This window comes from Marinobacter sp. Hex_13, from assembly GCF_001566815.1.
GTDB classification, from domain to species: domain Bacteria; phylum Pseudomonadota; class Gammaproteobacteria; order Pseudomonadales; family Oleiphilaceae; genus Marinobacter; species Marinobacter salarius.
In genome coordinates this window covers 174,105-189,078 of the sequence record NZ_LSMM01000001.1, presented here as the reverse complement: position 1 = coordinate 189,078, position 14,974 = coordinate 174,105, and the positions used below count along the sequence as shown (strand labels likewise).

General features: G+C 57.9%; 17 protein-coding genes and 1 pseudogene. 8 read left to right on the top strand and 10 right to left on the bottom strand.

The features are described from left to right. Positions 1-35 precede the first annotated feature (35 nt). Positions 36-1,148, top strand: coding sequence for a choline metabolism transcriptional regulator GbdR (gene gbdR / locus AXW11_RS00935; protein ID WP_036204452.1), 1,113 nt, complete (start codon positions 36-38; stop codon positions 1,146-1,148). On the opposite strand, the gene AXW11_RS00930 is transcribed toward gbdR, so the two are convergent. The 3 genes from AXW11_RS00930 to AXW11_RS00920 all read right to left on the bottom strand — a co-directional run bounded on the left by AXW11_RS00930 (position 1,140) and on the right by AXW11_RS00920 (position 5,220). Beyond that, the gene (locus AXW11_RS00930; protein WP_075195882.1) at positions 1,140-2,876 is read right to left on the bottom strand and encodes a formate--tetrahydrofolate ligase; all 1,737 of its coding nucleotides are present in this window, start codon (positions 2,874-2,876) and stop codon (positions 1,140-1,142) included. The two genes, gbdR and AXW11_RS00930, sit on opposite strands and share 9 nt — an antisense overlap. Next, entirely contained in the window at positions 2,857-3,786 is a 930-nt protein-coding gene (locus tag AXW11_RS00925) for a methylenetetrahydrofolate reductase (protein ID WP_091641688.1), read from the bottom strand. The genes AXW11_RS00930 and AXW11_RS00925 overlap by 20 nt, the downstream gene beginning before the upstream one ends. Before the next feature lie 72 nt (positions 3,787-3,858). Then, positions 3,859-5,220, bottom strand: a complete 1,362-nt coding sequence (locus tag AXW11_RS00920) for a glycine cleavage T C-terminal barrel domain-containing protein (RefSeq protein ID WP_036204446.1) — start codon at positions 5,218-5,220, stop codon at positions 3,859-3,861. 217 nt (positions 5,221-5,437) lie between these two features. Here AXW11_RS00920 and AXW11_RS00915 point away from each other — a divergent pair, with 217 nt between their 5' ends. Beyond that, positions 5,438-5,839 (top strand): DUF2721 domain-containing protein, encoded by a 402-nt coding sequence (locus AXW11_RS00915; RefSeq protein WP_036205745.1) that lies wholly within the window; start codon positions 5,438-5,440, stop codon positions 5,837-5,839. Positions 5,840-5,850: 11 nt separating this feature from the next. On the opposite strand, the gene AXW11_RS00910 is transcribed toward AXW11_RS00915, so the two are convergent. The 7 genes from AXW11_RS00910 to AXW11_RS00880 all read right to left on the bottom strand — a co-directional run bounded on the left by AXW11_RS00910 (position 5,851) and on the right by AXW11_RS00880 (position 9,847). Next, the gene (locus AXW11_RS00910) at positions 5,851-7,194 is read right to left on the bottom strand and encodes a diguanylate cyclase domain-containing protein (protein ID WP_091641691.1); all 1,344 of its coding nucleotides are present in this window, start codon (positions 7,192-7,194) and stop codon (positions 5,851-5,853) included. Between the two features lie 3 nt (positions 7,195-7,197). Beyond that, positions 7,198-7,476 carry a hypothetical protein gene (locus tag AXW11_RS00905; RefSeq protein WP_091641693.1) on the bottom strand — a complete coding sequence of 93 codons (279 nt, stop codon included), beginning with the start codon at positions 7,474-7,476 and terminating at the stop codon, positions 7,198-7,200. Between the two features lie 11 nt (positions 7,477-7,487). Continuing rightward, positions 7,488-7,916, bottom strand: coding sequence for a PaaI family thioesterase (locus tag AXW11_RS00900; RefSeq protein WP_041335346.1), 429 nt, complete (start codon positions 7,914-7,916; stop codon positions 7,488-7,490). Between the two features lie 35 nt (positions 7,917-7,951). After that, complete coding sequence (locus AXW11_RS00895; RefSeq protein WP_036204438.1) at positions 7,952-8,347, bottom strand: acyl-CoA thioesterase; 396 nt, start codon at positions 8,345-8,347, stop codon at positions 7,952-7,954. A 20-nt stretch (positions 8,348-8,367) separates the two neighbouring features. Then, positions 8,368-8,871: an RNA 2',3'-cyclic phosphodiesterase gene (gene thpR, locus AXW11_RS00890; protein WP_256713614.1), complete on the bottom strand. Its 504-nt coding sequence runs from the start codon at positions 8,869-8,871 to the stop codon at positions 8,368-8,370. A gap of 61 nt (positions 8,872-8,932) precedes the next feature. Beyond that, positions 8,933-9,517 carry a CPBP family intramembrane glutamic endopeptidase gene (locus AXW11_RS00885; RefSeq protein ID WP_177190601.1) on the bottom strand — a complete coding sequence of 195 codons (585 nt, stop codon included), beginning with the start codon at positions 9,515-9,517 and terminating at the stop codon, positions 8,933-8,935. Positions 9,518-9,523: 6 nt separating this feature from the next. Further along, complete coding sequence (locus AXW11_RS00880; protein ID WP_036204434.1) at positions 9,524-9,847, bottom strand: antibiotic biosynthesis monooxygenase family protein; 324 nt, start codon at positions 9,845-9,847, stop codon at positions 9,524-9,526. 312 nt (positions 9,848-10,159) lie between these two features. Here AXW11_RS00880 and AXW11_RS00875 point away from each other — a divergent pair, with 312 nt between their 5' ends. The 6 genes and pseudogenes from AXW11_RS00875 (at position 10,160) to AXW11_RS00850 (ending at position 14,962) form a co-directional block, all read left to right on the top strand. Then, entirely contained in the window at positions 10,160-10,366 is a 207-nt protein-coding gene (locus AXW11_RS00875) for a cold-shock protein (RefSeq protein ID WP_007151952.1), read from the top strand. A 171-nt stretch (positions 10,367-10,537) separates the two neighbouring features. Beyond that, positions 10,538-11,372, top strand: a pseudogene (gene phnC / locus AXW11_RS00870) (phosphonate ABC transporter ATP-binding protein); the annotation flags it as partial. Positions 11,373-11,385: 13 nt separating this feature from the next. Then, positions 11,386-12,249 carry a phosphate/phosphite/phosphonate ABC transporter substrate-binding protein gene (phnD, locus tag AXW11_RS00865; RefSeq protein ID WP_036204430.1) on the top strand — a complete coding sequence of 288 codons (864 nt, stop codon included), beginning with the start codon at positions 11,386-11,388 and terminating at the stop codon, positions 12,247-12,249. A gap of 8 nt (positions 12,250-12,257) precedes the next feature. Beyond that, complete coding sequence (phnE, locus tag AXW11_RS00860; protein ID WP_091641696.1) at positions 12,258-13,088, top strand: phosphonate ABC transporter, permease protein PhnE; 831 nt, start codon at positions 12,258-12,260, stop codon at positions 13,086-13,088. A 9-nt stretch (positions 13,089-13,097) separates the two neighbouring features. After that, a complete protein-coding gene (locus AXW11_RS00855; protein WP_091641698.1) occupies positions 13,098-14,108 on the top strand; it encodes a phosphonate dehydrogenase in 1,011 nt (336 codons plus the stop codon). Then, the gene (locus AXW11_RS00850; protein ID WP_091641701.1) at positions 14,102-14,962 is read left to right on the top strand and encodes a LysR family transcriptional regulator; all 861 of its coding nucleotides are present in this window, start codon (positions 14,102-14,104) and stop codon (positions 14,960-14,962) included. The genes AXW11_RS00855 and AXW11_RS00850 overlap by 7 nt, the downstream gene beginning before the upstream one ends. The last annotated feature ends 12 nt before the right edge of the window (positions 14,963-14,974 follow it).

Genomic DNA, 14,974 nt, shown 5'->3' with positions numbered 1-14,974 from the left:
CCGCGACAGGCCCAGGCGGGGCAAGGGGGTTTACCATGACCGCTGACACAGGCTCACACACAGACAGGCCCGCCCAAGAGCCCTATCGGGTCGGCTTTCTGCTGATCGATAATTTCACCCTGATTGCCCTCGCCACGGCCGTTGAGCCACTGCGCATGGCCAACCAATTGGCCGGTACTGAACTCTATTCCTGGAAGCTTCTTACCGCCGAAGGCGAACCTGCCCGTGCCAGCGATGGCATTACCATGCTGCCCGACGGGTCGATCCAGGAAGAGCACCGGTTTGACCTGGTGATCGTGGTGGCCGGTATTGATGTTACCCGGAGTTTTTCCCGCAAAGAGGTCGTCTGGTTGAAGCAGATGGCGCGTCGCCACGTCCTCCTTGGGGCGGTCTGCACTGGCCCCTATGTCCTGGCCAGCGCAGGCCTTCTCGACGGTCATGCCTGTAGCGCCCATTGGGAATGCCTGGAGGCCATGCAGGAGGGTTTCCCACGGGTACAGACCAACAACCGCCTGTTCACCGTCGAGCGGGAACGCATGACCTGTACCGGTGGTACCGTCCCCATGCACATGATGCTCAGCTTTCTGGCAAGGCGTCACGGCCAGGAGCTCAGTAATGCAATATCCCACATGTTTGTGTGCGACCGGGTGCGCGAGGAAAGTGAACAGCAACCGATGCCCATGCACCCGCGACTGGCGTGCGCCCAACCCAAACTGGCGGAGGCGGCCCAGTTGATGGAGGCCAATATCGAAGAGCCCATCGAACTGAAGGAGCTGGCAACACTGGCCGGCATTTCGCGGCGGCAACTGGAACGGTTGTTCCTCAAGCACACGGGCTGCACGCCTTCGCGCTATTACCTGCGGGTGCGCCTTAACCGGGCACGCCGATTGCTCAAGCAGACATCCTGCTCGATTGTGGAAATCGCCTCCATGTGTGGGTTCGTGTCCGCCACCCACTTCAGCCGATGCTATCGCAAGACCATGGGGCGAGCGCCCAAACACGAGCGAATGGAAATTTATTCCCAGGGCTCTTCCAGCGCGGTTTTTACCGATTCCATGGCCAGCCTGCCGTCTTCCTCTCTGCAGGCATTGAGGCGCGCCCGGTCTGAGCCGACCTATGGCATTTTCGAGAACACCGGGTCAGGTTAACCCCACCACCAGGCCGTTTTCATCCAGAGCAATGTCCAGTGCCGCGGGATGGCGTGGCAAACCGGGCATGGTCATGATGTCACCACACACCGCCACCACAAAGCCGGCGCCGGCCGCCAGGCGCACTTCCCTTACCGGAAGCATATGGCCGGACGGCGCTCCCTTCACCGACGAGTCCGCCGAAAAGCTGTACTGAGTCTTGGCAATACATACTGGCAGGTGGCCAAACCCCAGGCTTTCGTATTCCTCCAGCTGCCGCTTCGCCACCGTGGTGAATTCCACGCTACCGGCGTGGTAAATGCGCGTGGCGATGGTGCGGATTTTATCCGCCAGCGGCAGGCCGTCTTCATAGAGAAAGTTCACCTCAGGTGTGCCTTCGTCCATCTGATCAAGCACCGCCTGGGCCAGTTCGGTGGCACCCTCACCACCCATAGCCCAGTGGTCGGCAGGCACAGCACGCACACCCAGCGACTCACTGATGGACTGCACCAGCGACATTTCCTCCTCGGTATCGTCTGGGAAACGGTTGATGCACACCACTGGCGTCAGTCCGAACTGCTGCAGATTACGAACGTGTCGCTCCAGGTTGGCGGCACCGGCCCTCAAAGCAGCAAGGTCGGGAACGGAGAGCTGGCTGCGAGGGACCCCACCCTGCATCTTGAGTGCTCTAATGGTACAGACAACCACGGCGGCGTCTGGCCGCAAGCCTGTTTGCCGGCACTTGATATCTATGAACTTTTCCGCCCCCAGGTCGGCGCCAAATCCCGCCTCGGTGACGACCACATCGTTCAGTGCCAGAGCCGCACGGGTGGCGGTCACGGAGTTGCAGCCATGGGCGATATTGGCAAACGGCCCACCGTGGATAAACACCGGGTTGTGCTCCAAACTCTGGACCAGATTAGGCTGCAGCGCTTCTTTCAGAAGCACGGTTAACGACCCTTCCACACCCAGGTCACGAACGGTCACCGGAGTCATATCAGAGCGCCTGCCGATAATGATATTGCCCAGCCGCTGCTTGAGGTCCGCCCGACCGTCCGCCAGGCACAGGATCGCCATGATCTCGGAGGACACCGTAATATCGAACCCGGTTTCCCGGGGCACGCCATGGGCCGCACCACCAAGTCCGCACACCATGTTGCGCAGGGATCGGTCGGTAAGATCCATCACCCTCCGCCAGCTCACATAACGAGGGTCCAGGCCAGTTTCATTACCCCAGTGAATGTGGTTGTCGATCAACGACGCCAGCAGATTATGGGCCGTGGTGATGGCGTGGAAGTCACCGTTGAAATGCAGATTGATGTCTTCCATCGGAATCACCTGCGCGCGGCCACCGCCGGCTGCGCCCCCTTTCATGCCGAAACAGGGGCCCAGGGAGGGCTCCCGCAGGCACACGGACGAACGCACGCCCAGGCGATTGAAACCGTCGTTCAATCCCACACTGGTGGTGGTCTTGCCCTCCCCCGCTGGCGTGGGCGTTATGGCGGTCACCAGTACCAGCTTGCCCCGGGGCGCACTATCAGAGGTATCCACATAGGCCATATCCAGTTTGGCCTTGTAGTGGCCGAACGGCACCAGACTCTCCCCTGGCAGACCGAAACGCTGCTGGGCCAGCAGCAGAATAGACTGAGGCTGGACCGAGCGAGCGATCTCAATGTCAGGAGTGCCCGGCGGCGGAAAGTCAGCTTCCGGTGGTGTTGCGGGTGTCAGCTTACTGTACTGAAGACTCATGGAACTGACCTCTCTGGTCCTCAATGGACCCACTGTGTTCTTGAATCCATTGCGCCGATTGGCGCAGGCCACCGAATGGGAAAAGATGAATGCCCCGTAGCAAAGTATCCGGGTTGTCCAGGCAATACTGGACAAGCGCGCGCACCATTCCGTCCGGCGACCACGCACGCAACAGTTTGGCGCTGCCAGGGCGTCGCAGCATCAGGCGGGCCGATGCTCCCACCCCGCATTGAGCCGCATAGGCAATGAGCGTTTTCACCCGCGTCGGGCCGGCCATGCCAATGTATACCGGCACCTCTTCCAGGATGCTGCCGAGGCTTTGCAGCCAGTCGATGACCACGTTGGCGTCAAAGGTGAACTGGGTGACCACCCAGAGCCGCGTGGACGTCGTGCGCGCGTATTCGCGTTTGATACCAAGGGCCTGGATGAGTGTTGCCCGGTCCGCCATGGGATGCCCGTCCGGATGGGCTGCCACACCGATACCATGGAATTGGAACTGGGCCAGCAAGCCAGATTCCAGAACGGCCAGGGTATCTGGAAAAGGGCCGGCGATCGCATCGCTGTCGCCGGCAATCAGCAATAGACGGTCAACGCCGCTTTCATTCAGTTGCGAAAGCCAGTCCCGAAGTTGCCTGCGGCTCTCGGCCATACGTGCGGGTACGTGGGGAATCGGCTGCATGCCAACGCTCAGCAGATGTCGGCATGCCCGCAGGGTATCGCTGAACTGGCCTTTTGGCAGAAAAGGCACGTAGACACAGGTGCCCCGCGGCAGCAAATCCGGCAAATGCTCCTGTGCCAGTATCTGGCGGGGTGTTGCCTCAATGGACGCCCAACGTACCAGAGCCTGCATCCGTGCGGTGGCTTCCGCGTCATGGGCACTGAACGGCTGTTTATCACTCACCAGTTTCATGAATCACGCACCCCATTGATACCTGCTTGCATCGGGCAGGCGACGGCCACCGCCGTCTGCCCCACTGCATTGCTAGTCCGCGAAGTCGATTCCCTTCGCCCGTGCCCTCTCGCGGGCGTTGGGGTTCACCGAAGGCCGGAACGGAACTTCCACCACTTCCGCCTCGACAGCCGTTGAGCCATCCGTAGCAGCGTATTCCACCGGCAGGTGGACCGTCAGGCGGGTGCCAACAGCACGCAGGTCAAACGGCACATAGGCCAAGCCAATATTGGTTTCCAGCTCAGGCGAATACCAAGGCGAGGTAACATAGCCCTCTGGCTCGCCGCCTTCTGGTCCGCTGACCAGCCAGAAGTCGTTGGCATAGTCGGTTACCTGGCCACCGCCAAAACGGATACCCACCATGATGTGGCTGAAAGGCGGTCGGCCAGCGTCCAGTTGCTCGCGGACTTTCTCGAGCTTCTGCTTACCGATGTAATCCGCGTCCTTGTTGCGAGGCACCTGATACGCCAGGTTGCACTGGAATGGCAGGGTTTCCTGATCCACATCCTGGCCCCAGGAAAGGATACCGGCAGCAATTCGGCGGTGATGCGCCGGCGCAATCACTCTCAGATTGTGGGCCTCACCGGCGGCAAGCACGGTGTACCAGAGGTCTTCGGCGTATTTGGTGGCTTCCTTGAGGTAAATCTCGTAACCCTTCTCACCGGTAAAACCGGTTTGGGAGATAATCACGTCATGACCGGCCACCTGGCCCTCCATCAAGCCATAGTACGGAATCTCCTTCACGCGCTCACCGAACAGGTCAGCCATGAGCGCCTCAGATTTGGGACCCTGGATCTGCACCGGTGCTACATCGATTTCCGCGATGGTGACGTTGAAGCCCATCCCGATGTTGACGCCCCGCAACCAGAATTCCAGGTCGCTATCGGAAAGGGAGAACCAGAACTCGTCCTCGGCAACACGAAGCAGAACCGGGTCATTGAGAATGCCGCCCTCTTCATTGCACAAGATGACGTACTTGCCACGCATAGGTTTTATCTTGGTGGCATCTCGAGTAATCACATAGTTCACGAAGCGTTCCGCGTCCGGCCCCTTTACCTGAATCTGGCGCTCTACGGCGACATTCCACATGGTGACGTCATGTATCAGCGACTCGTATTCCACCATGGCGCCGCCATCTTCCGGACGGACATAGCCCCGGGGGTGATACATACGGTTGTAAACGGTCGCCCGCCAGCATCCAGCTTCGTACGCCAGGTGCCAGTATGGCGACTTGCGTACACGGGTGGAGATCAACATCTCCACCGGCGTGGGGCCGGACTGGCGCAGGTTAATGGGAACCCGACGGTCGGACTGGTCAACACTGTCAGGCTGGCGGGCGGCGCCCGCCCGTTGCTGCGGATAATCCAGAAGTGCTTGCTCAAATTTAACGGCCATTGCTATCTCCCCCTACCGGGTTGTCGATAGCTCTAATGTGACCCTGTTTTCAGTTATCAGGTTGAACCAATACGACACTGGCACAACCAAAAACGTCAACACCACCGTGATGAATCCTGGAAGCCGCGCCAAAGTGCCAAGCATGAGATGGGGCTACAGCAACCGACAAAGCCTGCTATATTGGTCAAACCTGTCCGTGCAGATCAAGGAGTCGACGTTGACACTGACCACCCCCGCCCTTCTGTTTCCCGCCATTTCACTGTTGCTGCTGGCCTACACCAATCGCTTTCTTGTTCTGGCGCAATTGATACGCCAGCTTAAGCAAATGGATACGGAAGAAGACCATGCCCTTATCGCCCGCCAGATCAGCATGCTGCGAAAACGCATTTTGCTGACCAAACGGATGCAGGCTTACGGTGTGCTCAGCTTTTTTGTCTGCACCATGTCCATGTTTGTTCTGTTTGTGGGAGCTCAGCTTGCAGGGGCCATCGCGTTCGGCATCAGCCTGATATTACTGTCGGTCTCATTGTTGTATTCGCTGTACGAAATCGTGATTTCGACCAACGCCATCAACGTTGAGCTTGAAAACTTCGAAGCCAGGAAACGAGCCGGGGAGTAACACGCAAACGTTCAGGAAACCGGATCCGGTCTTCCTTTTTTCATCCGGTACATGGCGCTGTCTGCGTAGCGAATCAGTACTTCATGGTTGTCCCCGTGTTCGGGATAGACAGCCACACCAATACTTGGAATCAATGTCAGGGATGCCATCGGCAACTCGTAGGGTTCACTGAGAGTTGCCCGCAATTTTTCAGCAACACTGTCCGCGTCACTTGGCTGTTCAATTCCATCAAGCAGCACGATGAACTCATCGCCACCCAGCCGACCAACCGTATCTGCGGCCCGAACCCCCTGCACCAATCGGCGAGCCATTTCCTGCAAGACCTGATCTCCGACGGCGTGTCCGTAGGTATCGTTGACCTGCTTGAAATCATCCAGATCGAGGTACAGTATCGCCAGAAAGCCGACTTCCCTGGCTGCACGCGCAAGCGCTGTCTGAATCCGGTCCAGGACCAGGCTACGGTTCGGCAATTCCGTCAGCTGGTCGTACCTGGCCATATGCTCCAATTGCGCTTGCATTTGCTTACGCTCCACCGCGGCGGCAACCTGTATGCCGACAAACTCCAACAGCTCTCTGTCTTCGTCCGTGTAACACGCACTCTTTGATTGCCTTTGTACGGCAATCGCGCCGAACACACCCTGGGATGATTTCAGCGGCACACCCAGCCAGTGGTGACGTACCTCAACGTGCGAGGTATCGATCGCCTGAGGCGAGAAAGCCACGCTGCTTCCGGGCGTCAGCAACAGAGCCTTGGCGGAACGGATGACCTGTTCACAGAGAGAACCGATATCCTGAGAGAAACCGTGGGTCCCCGTCTCATGACGGTCGGCATTATAGGGAAAGTACAACTCACCGCCCTGCGTATCCACGAGCGCCACCATAAAAGCAGGCGCTGACATCAGGCCTTCCACAACCTGGTGAATTCGCCGGAACATGGCAGGCAGGCTATCCGAACTGTTCGCTGCGTCCGATATGGCATACATGGCGGCCTGCATAGCCTCGGCCCGCTTGCGCTGGGTCACGTCACGGGCGACCGCCACGCGGATCTGTTCCTTTTCAGACCAACGGGCAGACCACATGATATGGGCTGTTGAGCCATCCTTGCGGATGTAACGGTTCTCAAAGTGCGGCTTCAGCTCTCCCCGCAGGATTTCTTTGACAGCCTGACGCGTTTTCTCAAGGTCCTCCGGATGAACAAAATCCAGGATTCGCCGTCCAATCATTTCCTCCGGCAGATAACCAAATACCCGCTCACTGGCTGCGCTGACGTAGCGAACGTAGCCATCGCGATCTACAACGCAGAGTGCGTCCAGCAGCAGGTCGATAAAGCTTTCCGGCGGAATGGTGGGGCCCATGGCCTATCGGGCGCCCCAGATCCGGGCTACAGCACTATCGCTGCCCAGCAGTCCTACCACGAAACAGACGAGACTGATCACGAAAAACAGCACAATAGGTAACAAAGCGCTGAAGGTTTCCGCGAAGATTGAAAAGAAAAGCGACACCCCGGACAGAACCAGGAACAGAAAACCGACCACCAGCAGTATTTTACGATGCGACTGACGATAACCCTCGGCGCTTCCACCTTTCTCGAAAAAACAGAGAATGGGCCAGAACAGCTTTCGAAAAATGTCTTTCACTGCACGCCACCTCACCTGTTTTTGGGGCTGACAATGGCCAGTGTCACCGTTGCCTTGGAGACAAGCCTCATGTCGCCGGCCTTGCCACAGTACACCTCAGACTCTACCACGGTTAACGTGGAGCCTGCCTTGAGCACAGTGGCGACACACTCGATATGTGTCCCGCTGGCTGACCGCAGCAGCTTCAGCGAGAAATCCGATGTCAGGACCATCTGCCCGGATTTAACAGCGGAGGCACCGGCAGCACCGGCCGTATGATCCGCCACCGTAGCCTGCACCCCGAAGTGCACGAAACCGTCCTGCTGCAGATGCCGTTCCGCCAGTACCAGACGGGAGCGACATTCACCGGTTTTGATAGACACCAGTTCCAGACCAATATCTGCAACAAACGGTGCCGATGAAAAAATCCGTTCCACTTCGTTATTGTTAAGCGTGTCCACGTTGTCTCCGGAACTGTGGTTGGCAATCCAGCGGTTTATGCCTCAAAAGTATGCACTGCAAGCTCGCTACGAACCGCTTCAGGGATGGGGACCGACTTTTGAGTCTCGTAGTCGAAATGAATCAGCACGGTAACGCCACGCGCAACCAAAACACCATTTTGCCAAGCTTCCTGGATTACCTCGAAGGAAGAGTTGCCGACTTTGCCAATTCCGGACCGCACCTTAACAGGCGTGGCCCAGTAACACTGGGCTTTGAGATCAATTTCCATGCGGGCGAGAATCAGTGGCCAGCCTTTCGGCTCCAGGGAAGGATGGAATATACGGAACACCGGTGTTCTCGCCTGCTCAAACCAGACCGGGTAAACCGTGTTATTGATATGGCCAAGTGCGTCGGTGTCGCTGAATCTTGGTTCGGTTTCGTAGTGGAACATTTGACTCCCCTTACATCGTGTTAGCGGCAAAGTCTCTCGGGATTTCCGGCGAGGGGAAACCGTTCAATGATCTGATAGACAGACCCATGAGCCCCCTGTGTGCTTTCAAACAACGCGATCCCGCCCACCGAAAAGGTCCCTATAGGTTGTCGTTCCTGAGACTCAAGCAATTCGGCGACTGACCCACGCTGCCTCTTGAAACGAGCCAACGTGATATGTGGGCAGAACGGGCGTTTTTCCTGCTCAAACCCAGGCATGCACAGACTCTGGTTAAGCACCTCGTGAAGCTCAGCCAGTTTATCCGCTGGCTGAACTCCGGCCCACAGATTTTTTGGAAAGTCCGGTCGGCCGAAGCAGCCCAGGCCGCAAACGGTGAGATCAAATTGTCCAACTGGCAGGTTTCGGGCAGCATCACATACATCTGGCAACCGCTGCCTGGCCACACTACCGAGAAATACCAGCGTAAGATGCAGCTGATCCGGTCGCTGCCAGCGCGCCCCTGCAACCGGTTGCTGAATTGACACCAGACGCTGCTTCACCGAATCGGGGATTTCCAACCCGAAGAACAGACGATGTGTTTCTGGTTTATCCAACCCGCACCCCAAACCATTCCGGAAACCGACGCAGACAGTACAGCGCAATCATGTCGTAAACACCATGCCAGACCATTACCAGCAGCAGGCTGTCCGTCAGTGCATACGCTACTCCCAACACCACTCCCAACCCGGTCGCCAATAGAAAGTAGGTGAACGAAAGATAATGCACCATGCCAAACAGCACCGACGCAGCGACTATCGCAACCGCATCGTGGGTGTGTTGGGCCAGCCAACCCTGGATCGCCCCGCGGAACAGCAATTCTTCACCGACTCCTGCGAAGACTGCCAAGGCTACCAGCACCGACCAGGAATACTCGCAGGCGAAACGATGCAACTGCTCCAGTTGGGATTCCAGAGAGTCACGAAGCCGGCCCGGAAGCCAGGTCAGCATCATGATCACGACGTACGTTGCCACACTGCCGGCCACTCCCCATAGAACGACCGAGCCAAAGCTCAAACCATCGTACTGAACCGGTATACCGAACAGAAAAATCGCCAGCAGCCCCACCACACCAATGCCGGCCTGGAATCCCAATGCGGCCGTGGATGGGATCTGCGGGCGTTTTCGAGCCATGGCCACTCATCTACCTCGCTTACCAGGCGGCATAACTACCCACTCAGGGTCCTCGAATTCGCCAAGCGGCGTAATTTCGCAAAATGGCGCGGCGCTGCGGATGATTCGGGCCACTTCCGGGTTATGCTGCCCTTCCATGGCATCCCGCTGCTCTTTGCTGTCCCAACTGGCGATGGCAATCAGCACATTCGGGTCACCAATTTTCCGGTGCAGCTCTGTTCCGCGCGCGCCCGGCGCCTGCTGGATGATCTCGCTGGCACGAACCCAGGCATCGGCGTATTCCTCTGCCGTGTGCCCTTCTCGTATGCGGACCTCGAAGATGTATTTCATGAGTTCACCCTCGTTCCAAACGGCAATTTCCCAAATAACGGGCCTCTGACTCTCAGAGTAATTGTTTTGATTTTGGATCGCATCGGTAAATGCCTACAAATAAACTTGGCAATTCCGGGGACATAGGAGTAAAGTTCGTTTCGTAGGAAAGATTTAGCACAGCATTTCACGAATAAGACGCATCTCTGTTGTTTTGGTAGTTGTCCGTCCTGTTTTTGATTCCGCGCGTTTTTTGTTTCCGCACAACGCTGATCAGTCATCGTTCAAGATGGTCTGGCGGCACATTAAATTATCGATTTCAGGATTATGATTATGTCGACTACTACCGGTACTGTTAAGTTTTTCAACGAAGCAAAAGGCTTTGGTTTCATCACTCGTGAAAGCGGCCCTGACGTATTCGTTCACTACAGCGCTATTCAAGGCGGCGGATTCAAGACCCTGGCAGAAGGCCAGCAGGTTGAGTTCACCGTAACTGACGGCCAGAAAGGCCCTCAGGCAGAGAACGTTGTTGCTGTTTAAATAACAGTCAGCACGTTTGAAAAAGGCAGCTTCGGCTGCCTTTTTTTATTGCCCCTTCATAATTTCGTCATTGACCTGTCACCTACCTGACACTGCTTTGTCACCCTCAAGGATTACCGTTGCATTGTAACTCGCAATAAAGCGAGCTTATGTATTGCAAAAGGTGATTCCATGCCGTCTATGCATTCCCCCGATATGATGCTCCGCATCGAGGACATGGGAGTAACATACCCCGGCAACATCCTGGCGCTGCGGCCTACCACCGTCGAGTTCCACAAAGGTGAGTTTACGGTACTACTCGGCCTTTCGGGCGCGGGCAAATCGACCCTTCTGCGTTCACTCAATCATCTGGTGCAACCCACCACCGGCACGGTGATCTCGGCTGAGTTCGGCACCCTGAAGACCAGCAGGACGGTCCGCCGGCACCGATGTAGAACTGCCATGGTCTTCCAGCACCACCAACTCATCGAACGACATACCGCGCTCCAGAATGTACTCACAGGCCGGCTTGCCTACCACAGTACGTGGCGCAGCCTGTTTCCCCTACCGAGGGCGGAACTGGAGTACGCCTTGCGTTGCCTGGAGCGTGTTGGTCTTGGTGAAAAGGCCCTTGCGCGGGTGGATCAACTGTCTGGCGGCCAACAACAACGGGTGGGTATCGCCCGCGCCCTGGCGCAACAGCCGTCCATGATCCTCGCGGATGAGCCTGTCGCCAGTCTGGACCCCGCAACGTCCGAACGGGTACTCACACTCTTGCGCGATATCTGCCGGGAGGACGGTATCACCGCCGTAATGTCACTCCACCAGCTGGAGTACGCCCGGCGGTTTGCCGATCGCATCATCGGCCTGGCAAACGCCCGGATCGTATTCGATGCGGAACCGGCAAAGCTGGAGCAACACCATCTTGATGAGATCTACCACAGCGCGAGCGTTGCAGTTTCCGACCCCGGCAAGACCGCCGCGCAGACCTCCCACCCTCAACCATCGAACCATCCCACCAAGCAACTGGAGATCGCCCAATGAAACCGTTATTCAACCTCGTGTTAGTGCTCTGCCTGATGATGGGAATGAACATGCAGGCCTCCGCAGCAGACCCCAACCCGGATCTGCTGAAGGTCGCCCTGCTCCCCGATGAAAATGCCTCTGAACTGATCAAGCGCAACCAGCCTCTGAAAGACTACCTGGAAAGCACCCTCGGGAAAGAAGTGGAACTGATCGTCACAACGGACTATTCGTCCATGATCGAAGCCATGCGCTTCGGCCGTATCGACCTTGGCTATTTCGGCCCACTGTCCTACGTGATGGCGAAGAGTAAAAGCGACATCGAGCCTTTCGCCGCCATGATTGTAGACGGCAAACCCACGTACCGTTCCATCCTCATCGCCAATGCGGACTCGGGCGTGAAGTCCTATGACGATATCAAGGGCAAGAAAATGGCCTATGGCGATCGCGCCTCCACCTCAAGCCACCTCATCCCCAAAACGGTGCTGCTTGAATCTGCCGGACTGGAAGCAGACAGGGACTATGAAGCCCACTTCGTCGGCAGCCACGATTCCGTTGCGGTGAACGTGGCCAACGGCAACGCTGAGGCCGGCGGCCTGTCGGAAGTCATCTTCCAGCATGTCATGGACCGTGGCCTGATTGATCGCGATAACGTCCGGATTCTTGGCTACAGCGGCGAGTTCCCACAGTATCCGTGGGCCATGCGGTCAAACCTGAACCCGGACCTCAAGGCAAAGATACGCGACGCCTTCATCAGCATTAATGACAAAGAAATCCTGAACAACCTTAAGGCCGAGGGGTTTGCCGCTATCGAGGATTCCGACTACGACGTGATCCGCAAGATGGGCGGCCTGCTCAACCTTGATTTCGCGAAGATGTAAGAGGCTTTATGACTCACACGACGACGGAACCGGCGGCCCTGTCGCCGGCTCCGTCGGCTTCCGTGCTGGACGAACACGCACGGGGCTGGCGGAGCAAGCTTTGGCAGGCAGGCCTGGTACTGGCGGTGGTCTTTTTCGCCAGCTGGTACGTGGACCTGCTCGACTTCCGCACCCTTGCTAACGGCGTCCCCGCGATCGCCACCCTGTTACGAGAATCACTACCACCTGATTTCACCAATGTGATGGACTGGGTATCGCCCCTGCTGGACACACTGGCGATGAGCATCGCCGGCACCGCGATTGCGGTTTCAGCCTCCGTGCCCCTGGCCTTTCTGGCGGCCCGAAACACCACGCCCCATCCTGCTGTGTTTCGCCTGACCCGCACCCTGCTGAACGGCCTGCGTTCCGTACCGGAACTCATCATGGGCATTATTTTCGTCGCGGCCGTGGGTTTTGGCGCACTGCCAGGGGTGTTGGCCCTTGGCCTGCATTCCATCGGTATGGTCGGCAAGTTCTTCGCAGAAGCCATAGAGCATGTGGATGAAGCCCCCGTTGAGGCCGCTGATGCCTCCGGAGCCACGCGTTTGCAAGTGCTCTGGCACGCGGTTCTGCCACAGGTGCTGCCGCAGTTTGCCGATGTGTCGATCTATCGCTGGGAATACAACTTTCGCGCCTCCACCGTCATGGGCATGGTCGGTGCCGGCGGTATCGGCTTCGAGCTCATGGGGTCGTTGCGCATCATGCAGTATCAGGAAGTCAGTGCCATCCTCATTGTCATACTGCTGATGGTAACGATGGTGGACAGCCTGAGCGGTCACCTCCGTAAGACATTCAAATAAGGACAGCGAATGAAACCAAGAGTTGTCATCACCCACCGGGTCCACGACAGTATACTTGCCAGCCTGGAGCCCCACTGCGAGCTGATCACTAACCAGTCTGCCGTCACCCTGCCACCGGGTTCGGTGAGAGCTCGCGCGGCTACGGCCGATGCCATGATGGCGTTTATGCCAGATCGCGTTAGCGAGGAATTTCTGGTGGCCTGCCCCGACCTGAAAGTGATCGGCGCTGCCCTGAAGGGATTCGATAACTTTGACGTGGACGCCTGCACCCGTCACGGAGTCTGGCTGACCTTCGTGCCCGATTTGCTGACCGTGCCCACCGCCGAACTCACCGTTGGATTAACCATAGGCCTGATTCGCCAGATCCGGCCAGCAGACCAGTTCGTCCGTTCCGGAGAATTCCAGGGCTGGCAGCCTCAATTCTATGGCCTCGGCATTGAAGGCTCGACCATTGGTATTGTGGGCATGGGAGCCATCGGCAAAGCCGTGGCTACACGGCTCCAGGGCTGGGGCGCACGAGTACTGTACTCACAACCGGAAAGCCTACCGGCTGCCGAAGAAGACGCCCTGGACCTTTCCAGGTCAGAGCTTGATGACCTGCTGGCCGAATCCGACATCGTCATACTGGCCCTGGCGCTTAATGAACATACCCTGCACACGCTCAACGCTGACCGCCTGCGCCAGATGAAACGCGGTAGTTTTCTGATCAATCCCTGCCGGGGTTCCGTCGTGGACGAGGCAGCCGTTCTGCAATCGCTGACGTACGGACATCTGGGTGGCTACGCGGCGGACGTGTTTGAAATGGAAGACTGGGCCAGACCGGACCGCCCGCAGCGGATTGATCCGGCACTGCGGGCCCACCCGAACACCCTGTTCACCGCACACACGGGCTCGGCCGTCAGGGACGTGAGATTTGCCATCGAACAGCGGGCAGCCGACAACATCCTTCAGGCGCTCAGAGGCCATCAGCCCCAGGACGCGGTCAACTCACCGCTCGAACCCAAGGGAACAGTATGCTGAACCTGGTCTGGCTCAAGAGTTTTATCACCCTCGTTCAGCACCACAGTTTCCAGGCCGCCGCCAATCACCTCGGCATCGCCCAGCCCACCCTATCCCAGCACATTCAGAAACTGGAGGAGCAGCTGGACGTATTATTGATCCAACGCGGCAAGTCCGGTTGCGAACCCACCAGGGCGGCCCAGGCGCTGATGCCGCTCGCCCTAAGCATGTTACGCCTGGACCAACGCGCGCGGGAGGCGGTCACGGGAACAAGTCTGCGGGTAGGTGCCAGCTCCAACATCGGTATCTACATGCTGCAGCCTCACGTTCGCTCCTTCATGGACCGGATGACCTCTCCGCACGTGGATCTGGTGATCGACAATAACCCCGCCATCGCACGACAGCTCACCAGCGGCGAATTGGATATCGCAGTCATGGAGTGGTGGCACCCCAAGCCCGGCTTCCAGGCCCGTGACTGGAAACAGGAGCCAGTGGTGTTGATTGTGCCGCCTGGCCACCCCTGTGCCGATATGACGCAGATCAACCGGGAAGCCCTGGCAGGAATGACGCTGCTGGGCGGCGAGCCAGGGACCGGCACTGGCCGTTTATTGGCTAATTTCTTTGGCGACGACGGGCCTTTTCCGGAGGTATCGATGCAACTGGGCAGTACCGAAGCCGTAAAGCAGGCGGTCAAGGCGGGGGTGGGTATTTCGCTGGTGTTGGCGGCTTCGGTCACTGACGAAGTGCGAGCAGGCACCCTGCGAGCCATCCCCGTCAGCGATCCCGGGCTTGCCAAGGAACTGGTGGTCATCTGCCCCGAGACGATTGCCCGGCACCCACCGGTCTCCAGCTTTGTCAGCCACCTATGCCACTGAGCGAGGCCCCCT